Here is a 20,306-nt window from a genome sequence, read left to right on the forward strand (position 1 = left end):
GTATTAGTTGTTTTTAGATAGGCAGATACGGAACGTACCCACCGGGGTTGTTCATTGACTTTGTTCATTCACTGATTAGAGCACGAAATCTTCGCGGTGCCGCCCGAGCGATTCCGTTTCGATGGGGCGCTGCCATTGGGTTTGCTGCTGGTTGAAAGCGGCATATTCGTCGTCGCTCATCCGGCGAATGCGGTCGGCGAATTCCATACGGCGCGTTTGCCAGCCCCCCCACCGGCTGGGGACATTGCCCCCCCCAAACGCCCGGCGACGGATGAAGCGAATGGCGCCCCCGACGATCAGGGCAAACAGGGCGAGACGCAGAAAGAAAAACGGAAAGGCGACGAGGGCTGCGCCAAGCACGATGGCGGGCAGCACAAAACGAGGCATGCGGTTCATTGTCTTGTTGCAAAGCCGGGTGTATGAACGGCTTCAACGAGGATGACGCACAAGTCGCGGAATTACTTTAGAGAAGTTGAAAAAAATGTTCAAGGTCCAACGTCCAAGGTTGGCTGACGCAAGCTTACACTCGCGTCAGCCAACCTTGGACGTTGGACCTTGAACGAACATCACCCTCCCCGTTTGCGCCATTGCTCCTTGAAGCGGGCTTTCTCTTCGTCGCTCATCTGCTGCCATTTGGCGCGCCAGGGAGCACCAAAGCGGTGATTGCCACCGCCCCAGCCCCGACGTGGCCCCGGAAAGCCGCCAAACAGCAGCCGACTTAGCAGCAACAGTCCGGCCGCCTGCCAGATCGTGACCAGCCGCACCGCCACCACCTCGGCCAGTACGTGGTTCCACAGCCACATCACCAGCGCCGACAGCAGCGCGACAACAAGCAACGCAAAAAAAGGAATCCAGAAAAAACGGCGGCGGCGGTTATAGTGCATGATGTCAGTCGTTCGACAGTTCGTCGTAAAGTCGTTGAAGGCGGCGGCGTAGGTGCTGCACAGCGTAGCGCTTCCGCGAAATAATCGTTTTCAAGTTCTCGCCCGTCTGATCGGCAATTGCCTGTAGCGTTTGTTCTTCCAGCTCGTTTTGGATAAACACCGTGCGCTGATTCTCGGGCAGTTCGGCCAGAGCGTTCATCAGTTCATCCCAGATCAGGTCACGAAACGCCGGGTCATCGGCCGACTCAGCCAGTTGAGTATCGGCCAGCAGATCGTCGAGCGAGAGGTTTGCGTCGTCGTCATCGTCGGCACGGGCAGCGTCGGAAAAAGGCGTTTCGCGGGTACGTCGGTAGCGGTCGGTAATGCGGTTGCGGGCGACCTCGTAGAGCCACCCGCTCAGGCTGCCGATCTGCTCCAGATCGACCACCCGGCTCAACTGATACCATACATCCTGTAAAATGTCTTCGGCGTCTTCCTCCGTCCTGACCCGATCCCGAATAAAGCCAAACAACCGCCCACCGTACTGCTTCACAGTATCCAGTACCGTTCGTTTGGGTGGTTGGTCGGGCATGGGGCGAATGTACACAGCGGAGTCCTTTGCCCGCCTCCGTTCCAGTTAGTACTGGTTACAGCTGGCGCTAAGTGGCAGCAGGGCCGGATCAACGGCATCGCGCGGCTCACCGCAGGAGTTACGTCTCCCCAGCAAGGCAGCTCTCAGCCACTTTTTTAGATCAAGCGCAAGGCGCCCGGATTCCCAGTTATTAAATTTTTTAAAAAAAGTTGGAATCAGGCGAGTTAAAAGCGGCCCTAATCCTATTTACGTATTGACGCCCCCATCCGTCGAGTACGCCCGAGGGCCATTTTCTTGTTTAGGCTGTCCGCATCGGTGGCTTGCCCGTAACTCAACGTTCATTCTAACTCCGCCTGCATGATCTGATCGACGACTAAAAAGAAGAAGTCAGCAGTGCTGCAACACCACTGACTTCCGCAACTCCCCAGGTTCCTCAACCTATTGTCCACTTAAGTAGACACGGGACGATTTTGCCCAAATTTTACTCAAACAAAACCTGCTTAAAAGTATGAATAACCTTCTACTCTCCAATCGTTTTGGAGGGAAAGTCATACGACTAACTTTACTCAACCTGTTGCCAGGTACACTGTTGGTCAACGCGGCAATGGCCGGAGATCAACTAGCGATGGCGCATAACCTCGGTTCAGGCAACGCCGCCACGGTATCGAATCGGTTTGCTGAACCGGTCCCTCCCATCACCGTAAAAGGCCGGGTACTCGATGAGCTGGGCAAACCCATTCCGGGCGCCACGCTGCTGGTAAAAGGGACGACCAGCACAGGAACTGTCACCGACGCCGACGGGGCTTTTACGCTGAACGTACCTGACGGTGCAGGTACGTTGGTGGTGTCGTCAATTGGCTTCACGGCCCAGGAAGTCGCCATCGACAACCGCAGTTCTATCGACGTTACGCTGAAAACCGACGTTAAATCGCTGAGCGAAGTGGTGGTTGTGGGCTACGGTACACAGCGCCGCGCCGAAGTGACCTCAGCCGTGACGACGGTGAAAGTAGAAGACTTCAACCAGGGCGGTGTACGCAGCCCACTCGACCTGATTCAGGGGAAAGTGGCCGGTCTGACCATCACCCGGACCCAGGGCAACAACCCCAACGCTGGGGCTTCGATTCAGCTGCGGGGTATCGTTTCGGTCAACGGGGATCGGTCACCACTGATCGTCATCGACGGCATTCCGGGCGGCAACCTGGATCTGCTGCAACAGGATGACATTGCCTCGTTCGACGTACTGAAGGACGGGTCGGCAGCGGCTATCTACGGTACGCGGGCCAACGCCGGGGTTATCCTGATTACGACTAAAAAAGGGCAATCTGGCCCACCCCGTTTCGACTACTCGACGTATGTGCAGCACGAGGTTGTCAACCGCCGGCCGCGCTTCCTGACCGCCGACGAGTGGCGGGCTTACAAAGCCGACCCCAATAACGCGAAGGCATCGCAGATGACTGATCTGGGCGCTTCGACCGACTGGTATAACCTGCTGATCAACAAAAGCAACTTGAGCCAGTACCACAATATGGCGCTGTCGGGTGGCAATGCATCGAGCAACTACCGGGCATCGATATACTACAACGGCGCTGATCCGATCACGCTCCAGAACGACCGGAAGCAGTACGGGGGGCGCCTGAGCATGTTCCAGCGTGGGTTGAACGACCGGCTATCGGCGCAAATTAACCTGGCAACTAACCTGAGCAAAGGCAACCTGCTCGGCGGTAACGGCGGCGATTTTGAAAACGCACTGGGCCGCAACCCAACGCAACCCGTCTATAACCCCAACGGTACGTTTTACGAAGAGGGTTCGACGACCAACCCGCTGGGTCGTCTGACGCAGGAGAAAAACCGGCGCGATCAGCTAACGACCTCGGCCGATGCCCGTGTGACACTGGAACCCATCGATGGCCTGCGGCTCTCGGCCTTCGGCTCCTACGTTCGGGATAGCTGGAACGACAACGAATACCGCCGCACCGACTCGCGCTTTTCGCAGATTGGTACGCTGAACGGCACGTCGGTAAACGGAACGGGTTACGCCTACAAACGGAACCGGATCGCGAACAACTACGCGTTTGAACCCACGGCTGAGTACAGCCGGGTTATCGCCAACGACCACACGATCCGGGCGCTGGCAGGGTATAGCTACCAGTATGGTACCGTTGAAGACTTCTCGGCTGGCAACAGTGGCTTCCTCAACAATATCTTCGAGGAAAATAACCTGGGCGCGGGTAACTTCCTGCAACTGGGTAAATCATCGCTGAGCAGCTTTAAGGAAGACAACACGCTGGTTGCCTTCTTTGGTCGTCTGAACTACTCGTACAAAGACAAATACATTGCCCAGTTCATCTTGCGGCGTGAAGGATCGAGCCGGTTCGGGGCCAACAACAAGTTTGGTAACTTCCCGGCGGCATCAGTCGGCTGGACCATCAGTCAGGAAGATTTCATGAAGAATCTGGCGTGGGTCAACAGCCTGAAACTGCGGGCCGGTTATGGCGTTACGGGCAACCAGGGTATTCCCAACTACCAGTCGCTGGTGCGGCTCAGTACGGGCAACCAGTACCTGAACGATGATGGTGTATGGCGGCAAACCTACGGCCCCAGCAACAACCCCAACCCGAACCTGCGCTGGGAACGGAAAGCTGAATTCAACGTGGGGCTTGATTTTGCGCTCTTCGGCAACCGGCTGACGGGTACGCTCGACGTATACAGCCGCCGCACCACTGATCTGCTGGGTAGTTTCAACACGCAGTTGCCGCCCTACATCCAGTCGACACTGTTCACCAACGTAGGGACGATCGCAAACAACGGGGTCGAACTGTCGCTAACAGGCACGGTGATGAAGCGTGACAACTTCAACTGGAGCATGGACCTGATCGCCAGCACGCAGTCGAACAAGCTGGCTTCCTTCTCGAACGATGTGTTCAAAGTAACGTTCCTGAACTTTGGCGACATTGGTGGTTTCGGCGCGCTCGGGCCAGCCATCCGCACGATCGAGGGCGGACCGCTGGGTAGCTTCTACGGCAAGCGCTTTGCCGGGTTTACGCCCGAAGGCCGGTGGTTATTCTACAAAGCGAGTGGCGAAGCCGTTACGGCCGACAAAATTGTGCCGAACGATGATTTCGCATACATCGGTAACGGGATTCCGAAATACTACGCCTCGTGGACCAACCGCTTCCAGTATAAGAACCTGGACCTGACACTCTTCTTCCGGGGTAAGTTCAAGTATGACATCCTGAACCTGCAACAGGTATTCTTCGGCAACAAAGTATACCTGCCCAATAACGTGCTACGGGATGCCATTACACGCAACAACCAGATCAACGACGCCCTACAATATTCGAATTACTACCTCGAACGGGGTGATTTCGTAAAGCTGGACAACGTGACGCTGGGTTATAATTTCAAATTCAAAACAAAAGCCGTTCGCAACTTCCGCCTATACCTGACGGGCCGCAACCTACTGACGATCACGGGCTACCGTGGCAATGACCCGGAAGTCGACGATACCGGCCTGGCACCCGGCATTGACGGGCGGGGTTTCTACCCACGTACCCAGTCGTACACCGCAGGTCTTCAAATTGGCTTTTAATCTGATCAACCATGAAACGTTCTCATAAAGCCCTACTTATCAGCGGCATTACACTAACCCTAACCGGCCTGAGTGGTTGTACCGACCTGAGCGAAACGCTCTACAGCCAGATCAACGCCAATCAGTATTACAACAACCGGCAGGAAGTGCTGGCGGCCGTATTGCGTCCTTATACCCACGCCAACGCCTGGATTGCCCCCACTGCCCAGAACAGCTACTGGCGACTCAATGAGCTCACAGCCGACCAACTGGCTTGGCCGCAGAAAGGCCGTCACGGCTATGACGATGCCCAGTGGATTCGCCTGCATGGCCATAGCTGGGCGTTCACCGAAAACAACATCTGGGATCCCTGGAGCCTGCTGTTTACGGGGGTTGGTTTCTGCAACAGTGTACTGGGCGATTTCAACCGGCTCAACTTCGCCCAGATTGGCGTAAGCGATACCGACAAGGCTGCGTTCACGGCCGAACTGCGGGTGTTCCGGGCGCTGCATTATATGAAGTTGATGGACCTCTACGGCAACGTACCCATCGTAACAACCGTCGGCACGCCGCTTAGCCCGCCTACCGCGCCCCGCGCTGAGGTGTTTGCTTTCGTTGAGAAAGAGTTGAAAGAAAGCGTCGACCAACTGCCCAACCTGAGCAAAGCCCTGATTGGCCGACTCACCAAAGCAGCTGGCTACTCAATTCTGGCCGAACTGTACCTGAATGCACAGACCTGGAGCGGCACCGCCCGCTGGGATGACTGCATCGCCGCCTGCGACAAAATCATCTCGGGCTCAACGGGTGGCCTCAATGGTGCCCCCGCCCTCGATGCCAACCTGACCAGCACGTTCAACAACACGAACGACAACTCACGCGAGGCGCTGTTTCAGCTGACCTACGATTTCCAGACAACGCCCACGCGCTGCGGCTGGAACAGCGACTTCTACCATTTCCAGCAGCGGTTGATCTACAACGGCGATGCCAACGGTAACAACGGCGTGGTGGTAATCCCGAGCGCCTACGACGCCTACAACGATAAGGATCTGCGTAAATCGACGTGGTTTCTGATCGGGCCCCAGTTCCAGGCTGCCAATCCCACGCAGCCGGTGTTGGGCACGGAAGAATACCGCGACAAGCAACTGGTGTTTGTGAAGGAAATCCGCCGGGCCAGCGAAGGCAAGACCTCGTCGACGATGATCGATGGCGAAGAAAACAGCGGCGCGCGCTTCAACAAGTACCGGCCCGGTCAGCAGACCGAAGCCAAGTATTGGAGCAACGACTGGATCATCTATCGCCTCACCGACATCTATTTCTACAAGGCCGAGGCCCTGATGCGGAAAAATGGCAATACGGCCACGCCGGAAGCCCTGCAACTGGTGAACGCCGTGCGGCAGCGGGCCTTCGCCACCGCCGACTACGTACCCTACACGGCGGCTACGCTGACCTTGCCCGAACTGCTGGCCGAGCGCGGCCGTGAGTTTGTCTTCGAAGGCAAACGCCGCACAGACATGATTCGCTTCGGCGCGTTCACCACCAACAGCTGGTGGGATCACCAGCCCAGCAACGACCCGAACAAGACCCTGTTCCCGATTCCGCAGCGTCAGTTGGCCGCCAACCCCAACCTGAAGCAAAACCCAGGTTACCCGGCGCAGTAAGGAAGTTCAACGTTCAATGTCCAAGGTTCAAGGTTGGTTGGCGCAGGCATAAGCTGGCGTCGATCACCTTGAACCTTGGACATTGAACGTTAAACCCTCCCCCTACGGAATATGATACCCCAGTTCGTGCTTGATTTCCTTTAGCACGAAGGTGCTGTTAAGCACGCCGATGTTCTCGATTTCGGAGAGTTTGTACTTCACAAAATCGTGGTATGCGGGCAGGCTGGGTACGTGAATTTTGAGCAGAAAATCGACCTGACCGGCCATGTGGTAGCACTCCTGTACTTCGTGGAGTTTCTGCACTTCCTCCTCAAATTTTTCGATAAACGCCTTGTCGTGGTACCGCATCGACACCTGGCAGAAGGTGGTGATGGGCTGACCAAGCATGGCTTTGTCGAGTACCGCCACGTAGCCCTTGATGACACCCATGTTTTCTAGCCGTTTTATCCGCTCGTAAACGGGCGAAAGCGTCAGGCCCAACTGGTTGGCTAATTCTTTTGTTGTCAGCTTGGCGTCTTCTTGCAGGAGGCGCAACAAGGTGCGATCAATCTGGTCTAACTGGTCCATTCCAAAAAATTTTCTGCTGTAAAAGAAGGTAACGTTTATAGACAGTGATATTATCGACCAATTACAGTGTGTACCACAATATTCACCGTTACGATCAACAATTTCGCTTCTTTTAGCGGTGTAATTAACTTTGTACAGCAAAATTCATCACAAGCTTACTCGTCAGCAATGGCCGGGTTGGGCCGTTGCTGTCACCCTTCATCAACAGACTTTTTTAAGTTATGAAGCACGACACCTGCCTGGTTATCGGTGCCAACGGACAAATTGGCACCGCTCTGCTGCCCCGCCTTCAGGCCCTCTTCGGCACTGACCATGTAATCGGCGCCGACCTCCGGCTCCCGACCTACGAAACCGGCCCCTTCGTACAGCTCGACGCCACCGACGCGCAGGCCCTGACCGACGTAGTACGACGGTATAAGGTCACCCAGATTTATCACCTGGCGGCGATCCTCTCGGCGAAAGGTGAACAGAACCCGGTCTGGGCCTGGAACCTGAATATGCAAACGGCACTCAACGTGCTGGAGGTAGCCCGGCTCAACGACGTGCAGAAAGTGTTTCTGCCCAGTTCGATTGCGGTCTTTGGTCAACACGCCCCCGCCTTCGATACGCCACAGACGGCCTATCTGGACCCCACGACGGTCTACGGCATCAGCAAAGTAGCCGCCGAAAACTGGTCGCTCTATTACCACCAACGCTACGGGTTGGATGTGCGCTCGGTGCGGTATCCGGGGGTCATCAGCTACGAGACCATGCCCGGCGGCGGCACCACTGATTACGCCGTGACGATCTTCCACGAAGCCGTCCAGGAACACCCGTTTGAGTGCTTCCTGAGCGCCGATACCCGGCTGCCCATGATCTACATGGACGATGCCCTGCGGGCCACGCTCGAACTGATGGAAGCTCCTGCCAACAAACTCTCGGTGCGCACCTCGTATAATCTGGCGGGTGTTAGTTTTACGCCCGCTGAGCTCGCCGACGCCATTCGGGTGCATATCCCTACTTTTCAAATTCGGTATAAGCCTGACTACCGGCAGGCCATTGCCGACTCGTGGCCCCGCACCATCGACGACAGTGCCGCCCGCCAGGACTGGGGCTGGCAACCCGCCTACAATCTGCCGTTGATTACAGCGACCATGATTGCCAACCTCAGCCCAATGTATCAACTTCAACACGAATCATAACCGACTATGAACCAGACCATCAAAGACCAATTGCAAGCCGAGTTGCAAGCCATTGAAGAAGCCGGCCTGTATAAGAAAGAACGGATTATTGTCTCGCCACAGTCGTCGGTCATTGCCATTCATGGCGGGCGCGAGGTGCTGAACTTCTGCGCCAATAACTACCTCGGCCTGTCGTCGCACCCCGACGTGGTGGCGGCGGCCCACGAGACGCTCGACACCCACGGCTTCGGGATGTCGTCGGTGCGATTCATCTGCGGCACGCAGGACATTCATAAGGAATTGGAGCGCCGCACCGCCGAGTTTGTAGGCACCGAAGACTGTATTCTCTACGCCGCCGCCTTCGACGCCAACGGGGGCGTGTTTGAACCGCTGCTCAACGAAAGCGACGCCGTTATTTCCGACGAACTGAACCACGCCTCGATCATCGACGGTATCCGGCTGTGTAAAGCCAAGCGGTTCCGCTACAAACACAACGACATGGCCGACCTGGAAGCACAGTTGCAGGCGGCCGCCGGTTCGCGCCGGATCCTGATCGTTACCGACGGCGCTTTCTCGATGGATGGCACCATTGCCCAACTCGACAAAATCTGTGATCTGGCCGATCAGCACAACGCGCTGGTGATGGTCGATGAATGCCACGCCAGCGGTTTCCTGGGTAGAACCGGCCGGGGTACGCCCGAACACCGCAACGTCTTCGGCCGCATCGACATCATCACAGGTACGTATGGCAAAGCCCTCGGTGGGGCGTCGGGTGGGTTCACGGCGGCGAGTAAGGAGATTGTGGCGCTGTTGCGGCAACGGTCGCGGCCTTACCTTTTCTCCAATACGCTGGCCCCGGCAATCGTGGGGGCTTCGTTGCGGGTACTCGACCTGCTGGAATCGTCGACGGCCTTGCGCGATAAGCTCGAAACCAACACGCGCCACTTCCGCGAGGCCATGACCGCCGCCGGATTCGACATCATTCCTGGCGAGCACCCCATCGTGCCCATCATGCTGTACGATGCGCCATTAGCTCAGCAATTTGCCGCTCGCCTGCTCGAAGAAGGCATCTATGTCATCGGCTTCTTCTATCCGGTCGTGCCGCAGGGCAAAGCCCGTATCCGGGTGCAGATTTCGGCCGGACACGAACCGGAGCACATCCAGCAGGCGGTCGACGCCTTTACCCGCGTCGGTCAGGAACTGGGCGTGATTTCTGAACCAGTCAATAACTAGTTTAAAGTTGGCTGTTTAGGGGTTGATGTTGGCTGGCGCCCGAGTAAGACGCGCCAGCCAACATCAACCCCTAAACAGCCAACTTTAAACCCTCTTTTTCCCTATATGCTTAACCCACTACGCTGCGCTTTGCTGGCAGCTCTTACCCTGACGGGTGCCTACGCCCAACCCACTGCCAACCCCGCCCCCGACCGAGCCGATCTGGTGAATCCGCTCATCGGCACCGACTCCAAACCCAGCCTCTCGAACGGCAACACGTACCCAGCCATTGCCCTGCCCTGGGGCATGAATTTCTGGATGCCGCAAACCGGCAAAATGGGGAACGGATGGGCTTACACCTACGCAGCCGACAAGATTCGGGGCTTCAAGCAGACGCACCAGCCTTCGCCCTGGATGAACGATTACGGTCAGTTTTCGATCATGCCCATCACGGGTAAGCTGCGCCTCAACGAAGACGACCGCGCCAGCTGGTTTTCGCATAAAGCCGAAGTGGTAAAGCCTTACTATTACAGCGTTTACCTCGCCGACCACAACGTAACGACCGAGATTGCTCCAACCGAGCGGGCCGCCAGTTTCCGGTTTACGTTTCCCAAAACCGACAGCGCCTACGTGCTGATCGATGCCTTCGACAAAGGCTCATACGTCAAGGTCATTCCGGGTCAGCGCAAAGTGATCGGCTACACCACCCGCAACAGCGGCGGCGTGCCCAAAAACTTCAAGAATTACTTTGTGCTGGTGTTCGACAAGCCTTTTTCGATAGCGCAGGCCTGGCACGGCAAAACACTCGCCAAAGACACCCTCGAACTCCAGGCCGACCATGCCGGGGCGGTAGTGGGTTTCCGCACGCAGAAAGGCGAGCAGGTCCACGTTCGGGTAGCGTCGTCGTTTATCAGCGCCGAGCAGGCCGACCGTAACCTGGGCGAGCTGGGCTCCGACTCGTTTGAGCTGGTCAAGCAAAAGGCCAAAAACGCCTGGAACAAAGAACTGAACCGGATTCAGGTCGAAGGTGGGTCGCTGGCGCAATTGCAGACGTTCTACTCGTGCCTGTACCGGTCGCTGTTGTTTCCGCGTAAGTTTTATGAATATGCTGCCGATGGCAAGGTGGTGCATTACAGCCCCTACAACGGCGAGGTACGTCCCGGCTATATGTTTACCGACACGGGCTTCTGGGACACGTTCCGGTCGATGTTTCCGTTCCTGAACCTTATGTACCCGTCACTGAACGCCCAGATGCAGGAAGGGCTTGCCAACGCTTACAAAGAAGGTGGCTGGTTGCCCGAGTGGGCTAGCCCCGGCCTGCGCAACGTGATGGTCGGCTCCAATTCAGCGTCGATTGTGGCTGAAGCGTATCTGAAGGGGGCGCGGGGTTACGACATCAACGCGCTGTATGAGGCCCTGCTGAAAAACTCAGAAAACGAAGGCCCAATGGACGCCGTTGGTCGCCGGGGCGCGCAGTATTACAATACGCTTGGGTACGTCCCGTACGATGTAAAAATCAACGAAAACGCCGCCCGTACCCTCGAATACGCCTACGATGATTTTGCCATTTACCAACTCGCCAAAGCCCTGAAACGTCCGCAGGCCGAGATTGACCGCTTTGCCAAACGTTGCCAGAACTACCGCAATCTGTTCGACAAACAAACGGGCCTGATGCGTGGTAAAAACAAAGACGGGCAGTTCCAGACGCCGTTCAACCCGTTCAAATGGGGCGATGCCTTCACCGAGGGCAACAGTTGGCACTACACCTGGTCGGTATTCCACGACGTGCAGGGCCTGGTCGATCTGATGGGTGGTCGGCAGAAGTTCGTGGCTAAACTCGACTCGGTTTTCACGATGCCACCGGTATACGACGAAAGTTACTACGGCGGCGTCATCCACGAGATTCGGGAGATGCAGATTGCCAATATGGGCCAATACGCCCACGGCAACCAGCCCATTCAGCACATGATTTACCTCTACAACTACGCTGGCGAGCCCTGGAAGGCGCAATACTGGCTCCGCGAGGTGCTGAACCGAATGTACCTGCCCACACCCGATGGCTACTGCGGTGACGAAGACAACGGCCAGACCTCGGCCTGGTACGTGTTTACGGCGATGGGCTTCTACCCCGTTTGCCCCGCTTCCGATCAGTACGTGCTGGGCGCACCGCTGTTCAAAAAGGTAACGGCCACGCTCGAAAGCGGTAAGAAAATCGTGATCAACGCACCGGCCAACAGCGATCAGAACCGCTACATCGGTCAGTTGACGGTGAACGGCAAGCCTTACAATAAAAACTGGCTCAGCCACCGCGAACTGCTCAATGGGGCCGTCATTAACGCCACCATGACCCCTAAGCCGAATCAGCAGCGGGGCACTCAGCCCACCGATTTCCCCTACTCATTCTCGACCCAGAAGTAAGCTAAAAACGGGTTCTCATAAGCCCTCCCTTTACGCACGGCGCCATGCAGCGATTGACGGTCCAATACCCTCAACCGCTGCGTGGCGCCGTTGCCGTTTTCAGGTAGTCGAAGGGCAGCAAACTAAGCAGACTTTCCTCCTGTCTGTCAACTTTTTATATATACATGCTCGTGACAGGCACGCCCGCTTGCTGACTGAAGCCATTGGCCTGCTAATCCTTTAATACACCCCGCCAAACCAGTTGAACCTTAAAAACAATAAATATAAATTTTCATAGACCAAATCTTCACTAGACTAAATGCTACGGGGGTGCTTTAAAACATTTCCATTGTATTCTAATGTCTTTCTTACCCCGTTTTAATGTCGCGGGTGGTGTTTTGTGTCTCTTAAGACAGACACACGCTATGCAACGCCAAACTTCGCCCTCTTTTTCGCGCTACGGTTTTGGACTGATGCCAGCCTGTGCATCAATGCCCCGCCTGCTCGTTTGGTCCGTTAGTTCCGGCTTAGCCCGGTCGAGTTACTCAGCCATTAAAGCCGAAGCGCCGCCCCCACACTAGCGTTTATGGCCAGTTCCGTGGTTCTGGCTTCAGCCTCAACAAGCAGGCTCACTCCCTTTACTATCAATTACTTACAACGTCCTGCATCTATTCGTAGATCAGGCATCGGTCTTTACCAGTACACTACGTACCTGAATATCCCCTTTCACTACGGCTATTAACGCTCCCCGTAAACAATAAAACACCATGAATCGAGTACTCGTGCTTATTAGTTTGTTTGGTTTTCTGGGCCTGGCAAGCTGCGAAAAAAAAGAAGAAAAGAAAGAAGAAGAGGTCAGCTTCCGGGTAACCAGCCCCTTGCTGAAAGACACCGTAGTGACCAAAGAGTATGTGTCACAGATTCACGCCATTCAACACATTGAACTACGCGCGCTGGAAAAAGGGTATCTGCAAAAGATTTTCGTCGATGAAGGGCAGGCCGTCAGGCAGGGGCAGTTGATGTTCCAGATTATGCCAATCGTTTATCAGGCCGAGTTGCAAAAGTCGGAAGCCGAAGCCAACTACGTCGATATCGAGTACCGCAATACCAAACGCCTGGCCGACAGCAATATCGTGTCGAAGAACGAGCTGGCCCTATCGAAAGCCAAGTTCGACAAGGCCAAAGCCGAAGTGAATCTGGCCAAAACCCACCTGCAATTCACGACGATTAAGGCCCCCTTCAACGGGTTCATGGATCAGTTCCGGGTACGTCAGGGCAGTATGGTCGAAGAAGGCGATCTGCTCACAACGCTGTCGGACAACAGCAAGATGTGGGTGTATTTCAACGTACCTGAAGCTGAGTACCTCAACTTCAAAACCCACGCCAACGGTCCGCAGAACGTTCACCTGTTGATGGCCAACAACGAGCGGTTCCCCTACCCCGGCGTGGTGGAGACGATCGAAGCCGATTTTAACAACGAGACAGGTAACATCGCTTTCCGGGCCACCTTTCCCAACCCCAAAGGCCTGCTGCGCCACGGCGAAACGGGCAGCATCGAGATGACGGTGCCGCTCAAGAAGGCGCTGATTATTCCGCAAAAAGCCACCTTCGAGGTACTGGAAAAGAAGTACGTCTACGTGGTCGACAGCAAAGGTGTAATCCGGTCGCGGGAGATCAGCATAGCGGCTGAACTGCCCCACATTTTCATCGTAAAAGACGGCCTGAAGAAAGACGACAAGATCCTGCTGGAAGGCCTGCGTCAGGTGAAAGAGAACGAAAAGATACACTACAAGTTTGAGCAGCCTGCCTCTGTCATCGCCAATCTGGACCTGTATGCCGAGTAGAAAGAACTGATGTACAATGACTAGTGGACACTGTACAATGGGTGGCGTATCGTGACTAATGATTTCCCAGTGTATCCCATTTATCCTGTATCGTTCATTCCCTATTGTACATTATTCATTGTTCATCGTACATTATTAACGAGAAACTATGTTTGCTAAATTCATACGCAGGCCCGTATTCGCGATTGTGATCTCGATCATGATCGTCTTTATCGGCGTACTGGCTATTAAGAAATTACCGATTTCGCAGTTTCCCGATATTGCGCCGACCACGGTCAATATCTTCATCGCCTACCCCGGTTCCAGCGCCGACGTACTGGTCAAATCCACGCTGATTACGCTGGAGCAGGCCATCAACGGGGTGCAGGATATGCGCTACATCGCCACCGACGCCACCAGCGCTGGTGAAGCTACCCTCCGGATCATTTTTGAGCCGGGCACCGACCCCAACGACGCCGTTATCCGGGTGAAAACGCGGGTCGATCAGGTGATGCCACTGCTACCTGAACTGGTACAGCGCGAAGGGGTTGTGATCACGCCCATCCAGCCGAGTATGCTGATGTATGTCAACCTCTATTCGACGAATAAAAGCATTGACGAAAAATTCCTGTTCAACTACGCCACGGTGAAGATGATCCCTGAAATCCAGCGGACGAAAGGGATTGCCCGGGCGCAGATTCTGGGTAGCCGCCGTTACGCTATGCGCGTGTGGCTCAACCCTGACCGGATGCGGGCCTACAACATCTCGACGGAGGAGGTGATGAAGGCCATTGGGGAACAGAGTATCATCGGCCGGCCGGGCCGGATCGGGCAAAGCTCGGGTATCGCGGCGCAGTCGCTGGAATACGTGCTGACCTACAAAGGGCGGTATAACAAACCGGAAGAGTACGAAAACATCATTGTTCGGGCCAATTCGGCCGGGGAAAGCATTCACTTGAAAGACATTGCCCATGTTGAACTAGGTAGCGAATTCTTCGACATTTACTCGAACCTCGACGGCCACGCTTCGGCGGCCATTGTCTTACGCCAGAACTACGGCAGTAACGCCAGCGACGTAATCGACGAGGTGAAAGAGAAGCTCGAGGTGATGAAAGCGTCTTTCCCGCCGGGCGTCGATTACAAAATCAGCTACGACGTATCCAACTTCCTGGACGCGTCGATCGAGCAGGTAATCGATACGCTGCGCGACGCCTTTATTCTGGTGGCCCTGGTGGTGTTCATCTTCCTGGGCGACTGGCGCTCTACGCTCATCCCGATTCTGGCCGTGCCGGTATCGTTGATCGGGGCCTTCTTTGTAATTCAGGGATTCGGGCTGTCGATCAACCTCATTACGCTCTTCGCCCTGGTATTGGCTATCGGTATCGTGGTCGATGACGCCATTGTGGTGGTGGAAGCCGTACACGCCAAGATGGAGGAAAAACCGAAGCTATCGCCCTTTGGTGCCGTTCGGGAAGTACTCGGCGAAATCAGCGGGGCCATCATCGCCATTACCCTCGTGATGGTGTCGGTATTCCTGCCGATCTCGTTCATGTCGGGCCCTGTGGGTACGTTCTACCGGCAGTTCTCGATCACCATGGCTAGCTCGATTGTGATTTCGGCTATCATCGCTCTGACGCTGACACCGGTGTTGTGCGCCATGCTGCTAAAAAACCACCACGGCCATCCGCCCAAAAAGAATATCCTGAGCCGGGCCATCGATCGCTTCAACCGGGGCTTCGACAAAATGACCGGCTGGTATGTGGGCCTGCTGCGACTGATCGTCAACCGGCGCTTCGTAACGTTTGCCGTGCTGGTCGGTTTCTGCGCGGGTATCGTGTTTGTGAACAAGATTCTGCCCGCAGGCTTCATCCCGAACGAAGATCAGAGTACGATCTACGCCATCATTCAGACACCGCCGGGTTCGACCCTCGAAAAGACCAATCAGGTGTCCCGGAATCTCCAGAAGATTTGCGAAGAAGTACCGGGTATCGAGTCGATCTCGTCGCTGGCTGGCTACGAAATCATGACCGAAGGCCGGGGTTCCAACGCAGGTACGTGTCTGATCAACCTAAAGCCCTGGTCGGAGCGCGACAAGAACGTGAAGGAGATCATGGAAGAGTTGGAGGAGAAATCACGGAACCTGGGCGCGACCGTCGAATTCTTTGAACCACCGGCGATTCCTGGCTTCGGTACGTCGGGCGGTTTCTCGATGCGTCTGCTCGACAAAAACACAGATACCGACTACAGCGAGTTCGACAAGATCAACAAGCAGTTCATGGACAACCTGGCCAAGCGCCCTGAGCTGACGGGTCTGTTCACCTTTTTCGCGGCCAACTATCCGCAGTACGAACTGGAGATCGACAACAACCTGGCTATGCAGAAAGGCGTATCGATCGGGAAGGCGATGGACAACCTGAACATTATGATCGGGAGTACCTACGAACAGGGTTTCATTAAGTTCAACCAGTTCTTTAAAGTGTACGTACAGTCGGACCCCAGTTTCCGGCGGTTGCCGTCTGATCTACTGAAGCTGTTCGTCAAGAATGATGAAGGCGAAATGGTGCCTTACTCGTCGTTCATGAAGCTGAAGAAAGGGCAGGGGCCCAACGAGATTACCCGTTTCAACCTGTACAACTCAGCGGCCATCCAGGGACTTCCGGCAAAAGGCTACACCACAGCCGACGCCATTGCGGCGATCCGGGAAGTAGCCGCCACGACGCTGCCCAAAGGCTATGACATTGCCTTCGAGGGGTTATCATACGACGAATCGATTCGGGGTAATGAGTCGCTCTACGTCTTCCTGATCGTACTGGCCTTCGTATACATGGTACTGGCCGCCCAGTATGAGAGCTTCATCATTCCGCTGGCGGTTGTGTTCTCGCTACCGGTTGGGGTCTTCGGCTCGTTCCTGCTGCTGAAGCTGATGGGGCTGGAAAACAACATCTACGCGCAGATTGGTCTGATCATGCTGGTGGGTCTGCTGGGTAAAAACGCCGTACTGATCGTGGAGTTTGCCGTGCAGAAACGACAGCAGGGCGAGACGATTCTGAACGCGGCGATTGAAGGGGCCAAAGTACGTTTCCGCCCGATCCTGATGACCTCCTTTGCGTTCGTCGCCGGGCTTATCCCGCTGATTCTCGCCAAGGGAGCAGGCGCGATTGGTAACCGCACCATCGGGGCTTCGGCCATGGGCGGCATGCTGTTCGGTACCATTTTCGGGGTCATCATCATCCCCGGCCTCTATTACATCTTTGGGTCATTGGCCGACGGCCGCAAAATGATCCGGGATGAAGATGAATCACCATTAACTGAAGCCATTGAGCCGCACTATGTGGAGGAAACAGATCATGCATAAAGGACTGGTTGTGGGGGGTATGTTGCTGGCCGTTGGGGCCTGCAAAGCCCCCCAGACCACCATCCGAGACGAAAACCGGGGCGTTCCGGGCAAATACAACTACACGTCGGACACCACCAACACAGCGCGGGTGAAATGGCAGGATTTCTTTCCCGACCAGAACCTGCGCAACCTGATCGACACGGCCCTGCTTAATAACCAGGAACTGAACATCACGTTGCAGGAGATTGCCATTTCCCAGAATGAAGTACTGGCTCGCCAAGGTGAATACAGGCCGTTTGTGGGCGTTCGCGGTGGCGCCGGGGTCGATAAAGTGGGCCGGTATACCAACATTGGCGCGCTGGAAAAGAACATCAACATTGCCCCGGACCGGGAAACGCCGGAGCCCCTGCCCGATTTCCTGATCAGCGCGTTTGCCACGTGGGAAGTCGATATCTGGCACAAGCTACGGAACGCCAAGCAAGCCGCCGTGAACCGGTATCTGGCGTCGGTGGAAGGCCGGAATTTTATGGTCACCAACCTGATTGCCGAGATTGCCACGTCGTATTACGAACTGCTGTCCCTTGATAGTCAGCTGGCGATCGTTCGGCAAAACATCGAGGTGCAAAACAACGTGCTGTCGATTATCCGGCAGGAGAAAGAAGCCGCCAAGGTGACCGAGTTGGCCGTTCGCCGGTTCGAAGCGCAAGTGCTGAACACCCAAAGCATCCAGTTCGATATTCAGCAGCGGATCATCGAAACCGAAAACCGGATCAATTTTCTGGTAGGTCGTTATCCGCAGCCGGTAGCCCGCAACGTGGCGGCCTTCAGTGGGACAGCACTACCGACAGTCGCCACGGGCCTGCCGTCGCAACTGCTGGCCAACCGCCCCGACATCCGGCAGGCCGAACTGAACCTGGTAGCCGCGAAGCTGGACGTAAAATCGGCACAGGCAAACTTTTATCCGTCGCTCCGGCTATCGGCAGCCTTAGGTCTGAATGCCTTCACACCGGGGTATCTGTTCAACCCGGCGTCGATGCTCTCGTCACTGGCGGGCGATCTGGTTGGACCGATCGTGAACAAGAACGGTATTCGGGCAACGTATAACACCGCCACCGCCAAGCAATTGCAGGCCGTTTATCAGTATGAACGAACCGTGCTGAACGCCTTTACGGAGGTAACCAATCAGCTATCGCGGATCGACAATCTGGGTAAGAGCTATGAGCGAAAGGAGAAGGAAGTGCAGGCGCTGACCCAGTCGATCAGCATATCCAACAGCCTGTTCCGCTCGGCCCGCGCCGATTACATGGAAGTGCTGCTTACGCAACGCGACGCCCAGGAGTCGCGCCTGCAACTGGTCGAAACCCGCATGCAGCAACTGGCGGCTACCGTTGCCGTGTACCGTGCGCTAGGCGGCGGCTGGAATTAGCATTGTTGTCATTCGTTGTCATTCGTTGTCATTCGTTGTCATTCGTTGTCATTCGTTGTGCAAAAAATCACGGCGAACGGCAACGAATGACTATTTAATGACGGCGCAGCCAAATGACCGTTTCTCCTAACCACGTACCTTTGTGGCTATGAGTTACCTACCTGTCAAGCAACTGCTTCAGACGGAACCTGGCCAGACCGTGACGGTGAAAGGCTGGGTACGTACCAAGCGCGAAAGCAAAAATGCCGTCTTCATCGCCATCAACGACGGCTCTACCATTCATACGATTCAGGCCGTGGCCGAAGCGGGTCAACTGCCCGACGAAACGCTCCGCCTTATCACAACCGGGGCCTGCGTAGCTATCATGGGTGAGCTGGTTGCCTCGCAGGGTGCGGGGCAGGCGGTGGAAGTCAAAATTGCCGACGTGCATATCTACGGCCCGGCCGACCCTGAGAAATACCCGCTGCAACCCAAACGGCACTCGCTCGAGTTCCTGCGCGAGATTGCGCACCTGCGGCCCCGGACCAACACGTTCAGCGCTATTCTGCGGGTACGTCACGCACTGGCTTTTGCGGTACATAAGTACTACAACGACAACGGCTTTTACTACCTCAACACGCCCATCATCACGGCATCGGATGCCGAAGGTGCTGGTGAGATGTTCCGCGTGTCGACGCTCGACCCGATCAACCCACCCAAGACTGAGGATGGAAAAATCGACTACAGCCAGGATTTCTTCGGGCGCGAAACCAACCTGACGGTATCGGGGCAGTTGGAAGGCGAACTAGGAGCCTTAGCGCTGGGCAAGATTTATACGTTCGGACCAACGTTCCGCGCCGAAAACTCGAACACCACCCGCCACCTCGCCGAGTTCTGGATGATCGAGCCGGAGATGGCGTTTTTCGAGTTGGAAGACAATATGAATCTGGCCGAGGACTTCGTGAAGTCGGTGATTCAATACGCGCTCGATCACTGCGCCGACGATCTGGCTTTCCTCGACAACCGGTTGAAGGAGGAAGAGAAAACGAAGAAAAAGGAAGAGCAGAGCGAGATGGGCCTGCTCGACAAGCTGCGTTTTGTGGTCGACAACGACTTCGAGCGGCTCACCTACACGCAGGCCGTCGAGATTCTGCGCAACTCAAAACCAGCCAAGAAAGGGCAATTCCAGTATGAAGTAAGCTGGGGGATCGATCTGCAATCAGAACACGAGCGGTATCTGGTCGAGAAGCACTTCAAGAAACCGGTGATTCTGACCAACTACCCACGGGAAATCAAGGCGTTCTACATGAAGCAGGACGACGCGCCCGCCACCAACGATCGTGGCGACGTATTTGGCCCAACCGTTCGGGCGATGGACGTGCTGTTTCCCGGCATCGGCGAAATCATCGGTGGTTCGCAGCGGGAAGACAATCTGGACAAACTCACCGCCCGGATGCAGGAAGTGGGTATCGAACCCGAAGCCATCTGGTGGTATCTGGATACGCGCCGGTTTGGTTCGGCACCCCACGCCGGTTTCGGGCTGGGTTTCGAACGGCTGGTGCTGTTCGTAACGGGCATGGGCAACATCCGCGACGTGATTCCCTTCCCCCGTACTCCCAAATCCGCTGAGTTTTAAGGTTTTTGAAAGCGAAGGCGCAACGGGAATCGCAAAGGCCGCGAAGTATTTCCTTCTTACAAAAAGAAGAACACTTCGCGGCCTTTGC

General features: G+C 55.7%; 13 protein-coding genes. 9 read left to right on the forward strand and 4 right to left on the reverse strand.

What is annotated here, in order from left to right; all coding sequences use genetic code 11:
- Nucleotides 1-75: 75 nt before the first annotated feature.
- The 3 genes from ACAW74_RS28610 to ACAW74_RS28620 all read right to left on the reverse strand — a co-directional run bounded on the left by ACAW74_RS28610 (nt 76) and on the right by ACAW74_RS28620 (nt 1,455).
- Nucleotides 76-387 carry a hypothetical protein gene (locus ACAW74_RS28610; protein WP_370701641.1) on the reverse strand — a complete coding sequence of 104 codons (312 nt, stop codon included), beginning with the start codon at nt 385-387 and terminating at the stop codon, nt 76-78.
- Nucleotides 388-566: 179 nt separating this feature from the next.
- Nucleotides 567-884 (reverse strand): hypothetical protein, encoded by a 318-nt coding sequence (locus tag ACAW74_RS28615; protein ID WP_370701642.1) that lies wholly within the window; start codon nt 882-884, stop codon nt 567-569.
- 4 nt (nt 885-888) lie between these two features.
- On the reverse strand, nt 889-1,455 hold the full coding sequence (locus tag ACAW74_RS28620; RefSeq protein WP_370701643.1) for an RNA polymerase sigma factor: 567 nt from the start codon (nt 1,453-1,455) through the stop codon (nt 889-891).
- A 508-nt stretch (nt 1,456-1,963) separates the two neighbouring features.
- Here ACAW74_RS28620 and ACAW74_RS28625 point away from each other — a divergent pair.
- Nucleotides 1,964-5,044: a SusC/RagA family TonB-linked outer membrane protein gene (locus ACAW74_RS28625; RefSeq protein ID WP_370701644.1), complete on the forward strand. Its 3,081-nt coding sequence runs from the start codon at nt 1,964-1,966 to the stop codon at nt 5,042-5,044.
- Nucleotides 5,045-5,055: 11 nt separating this feature from the next.
- Nucleotides 5,056-6,681 (forward strand): RagB/SusD family nutrient uptake outer membrane protein, encoded by a 1,626-nt coding sequence (locus ACAW74_RS28630; protein WP_370701645.1) that lies wholly within the window; start codon nt 5,056-5,058, stop codon nt 6,679-6,681.
- A 102-nt stretch (nt 6,682-6,783) separates the two neighbouring features.
- Here ACAW74_RS28630 and ACAW74_RS28635 read toward each other — a convergent pair whose 3' ends face one another.
- On the reverse strand, nt 6,784-7,248 hold the full coding sequence (locus ACAW74_RS28635) for an Lrp/AsnC family transcriptional regulator (RefSeq protein WP_370701646.1): 465 nt from the start codon (nt 7,246-7,248) through the stop codon (nt 6,784-6,786).
- 221 nt (nt 7,249-7,469) lie between these two features.
- Between ACAW74_RS28635 and ACAW74_RS28640 the strand changes: the two genes are divergently transcribed.
- The 7 genes from ACAW74_RS28640 (at nt 7,470) to asnS (ending at nt 20,218) form a co-directional block, all read left to right on the forward strand.
- Entirely contained in the window at nt 7,470-8,429 is a 960-nt protein-coding gene (locus tag ACAW74_RS28640) for an NAD-dependent epimerase/dehydratase family protein (protein WP_370701647.1), read from the forward strand.
- A gap of 6 nt (nt 8,430-8,435) precedes the next feature.
- Nucleotides 8,436-9,641 (forward strand): glycine C-acetyltransferase, encoded by a 1,206-nt coding sequence (gene kbl / locus ACAW74_RS28645; RefSeq protein ID WP_370701648.1) that lies wholly within the window; start codon nt 8,436-8,438, stop codon nt 9,639-9,641.
- Nucleotides 9,642-9,746: 105 nt separating this feature from the next.
- On the forward strand, nt 9,747-12,038 hold the full coding sequence (locus ACAW74_RS28650; protein WP_370701649.1) for a GH92 family glycosyl hydrolase: 2,292 nt from the start codon (nt 9,747-9,749) through the stop codon (nt 12,036-12,038).
- 746 nt (nt 12,039-12,784) lie between these two features.
- Nucleotides 12,785-13,861: an efflux RND transporter periplasmic adaptor subunit gene (locus ACAW74_RS28655; protein WP_370701650.1), complete on the forward strand. Its 1,077-nt coding sequence runs from the start codon at nt 12,785-12,787 to the stop codon at nt 13,859-13,861.
- Nucleotides 13,862-14,009: 148 nt separating this feature from the next.
- A complete protein-coding gene (locus ACAW74_RS28660; protein WP_370701651.1) occupies nt 14,010-17,195 on the forward strand; it encodes an efflux RND transporter permease subunit in 3,186 nt (1,061 codons plus the stop codon).
- Nucleotides 17,188-18,603, forward strand: coding sequence for a TolC family protein (locus tag ACAW74_RS28665; RefSeq protein WP_370701652.1), 1,416 nt, complete (start codon nt 17,188-17,190; stop codon nt 18,601-18,603). The genes ACAW74_RS28660 and ACAW74_RS28665 overlap by 8 nt, the downstream gene beginning before the upstream one ends.
- Before the next feature lie 148 nt (nt 18,604-18,751).
- On the forward strand, nt 18,752-20,218 hold the full coding sequence (gene asnS / locus ACAW74_RS28670; protein WP_370701653.1) for an asparagine--tRNA ligase: 1,467 nt from the start codon (nt 18,752-18,754) through the stop codon (nt 20,216-20,218).
- Nucleotides 20,219-20,306: the final 88 nt, after the last annotated feature.

It is taken from the genome of Fibrella musci (genome assembly GCF_041321105.1).
GTDB classification, from domain to species: domain Bacteria; phylum Bacteroidota; class Bacteroidia; order Cytophagales; family Spirosomataceae; genus Fibrella; species Fibrella musci.

What these genes read in the sequence shown, in the direction of transcription:
- ACAW74_RS28610 (WP_370701641.1), bottom strand. Translation starts at nt 387, where the DNA reads ATGCCTCGTTTTGTGCTGCCCGCCATCGTGCTTGGCGCAGCCCTCGTC.
- ACAW74_RS28615 (WP_370701642.1), bottom strand. Translation starts at nt 884, where the DNA reads ATGCACTATAACCGCCGCCGCCGTTTTTTCTGGATTCCTTTTTTTGCG.
- ACAW74_RS28620 (WP_370701643.1), bottom strand. Translation starts at nt 1,455, where the DNA reads ATGCCCGACCAACCACCCAAACGAACGGTACTGGATACTGTGAAGCAG.
- ACAW74_RS28625 (WP_370701644.1), top strand. Translation starts at nt 1,964, where the DNA reads ATGAATAACCTTCTACTCTCCAATCGTTTTGGAGGGAAAGTCATACGA.
- ACAW74_RS28630 (WP_370701645.1), top strand. Translation starts at nt 5,056, where the DNA reads ATGAAACGTTCTCATAAAGCCCTACTTATCAGCGGCATTACACTAACC.
- ACAW74_RS28635 (WP_370701646.1), bottom strand. Translation starts at nt 7,248, where the DNA reads ATGGACCAGTTAGACCAGATTGATCGCACCTTGTTGCGCCTCCTGCAA.
- ACAW74_RS28640 (WP_370701647.1), top strand. Translation starts at nt 7,470, where the DNA reads ATGAAGCACGACACCTGCCTGGTTATCGGTGCCAACGGACAAATTGGC.
- kbl (WP_370701648.1), top strand. Translation starts at nt 8,436, where the DNA reads ATGAACCAGACCATCAAAGACCAATTGCAAGCCGAGTTGCAAGCCATT.
- ACAW74_RS28650 (WP_370701649.1), top strand. Translation starts at nt 9,747, where the DNA reads ATGCTTAACCCACTACGCTGCGCTTTGCTGGCAGCTCTTACCCTGACG.
- ACAW74_RS28655 (WP_370701650.1), top strand. Translation starts at nt 12,785, where the DNA reads ATGAATCGAGTACTCGTGCTTATTAGTTTGTTTGGTTTTCTGGGCCTG.
- ACAW74_RS28660 (WP_370701651.1), top strand. Translation starts at nt 14,010, where the DNA reads ATGTTTGCTAAATTCATACGCAGGCCCGTATTCGCGATTGTGATCTCG.
- ACAW74_RS28665 (WP_370701652.1), top strand. Translation starts at nt 17,188, where the DNA reads ATGCATAAAGGACTGGTTGTGGGGGGTATGTTGCTGGCCGTTGGGGCC.
- asnS (WP_370701653.1), top strand. Translation starts at nt 18,752, where the DNA reads ATGAGTTACCTACCTGTCAAGCAACTGCTTCAGACGGAACCTGGCCAG.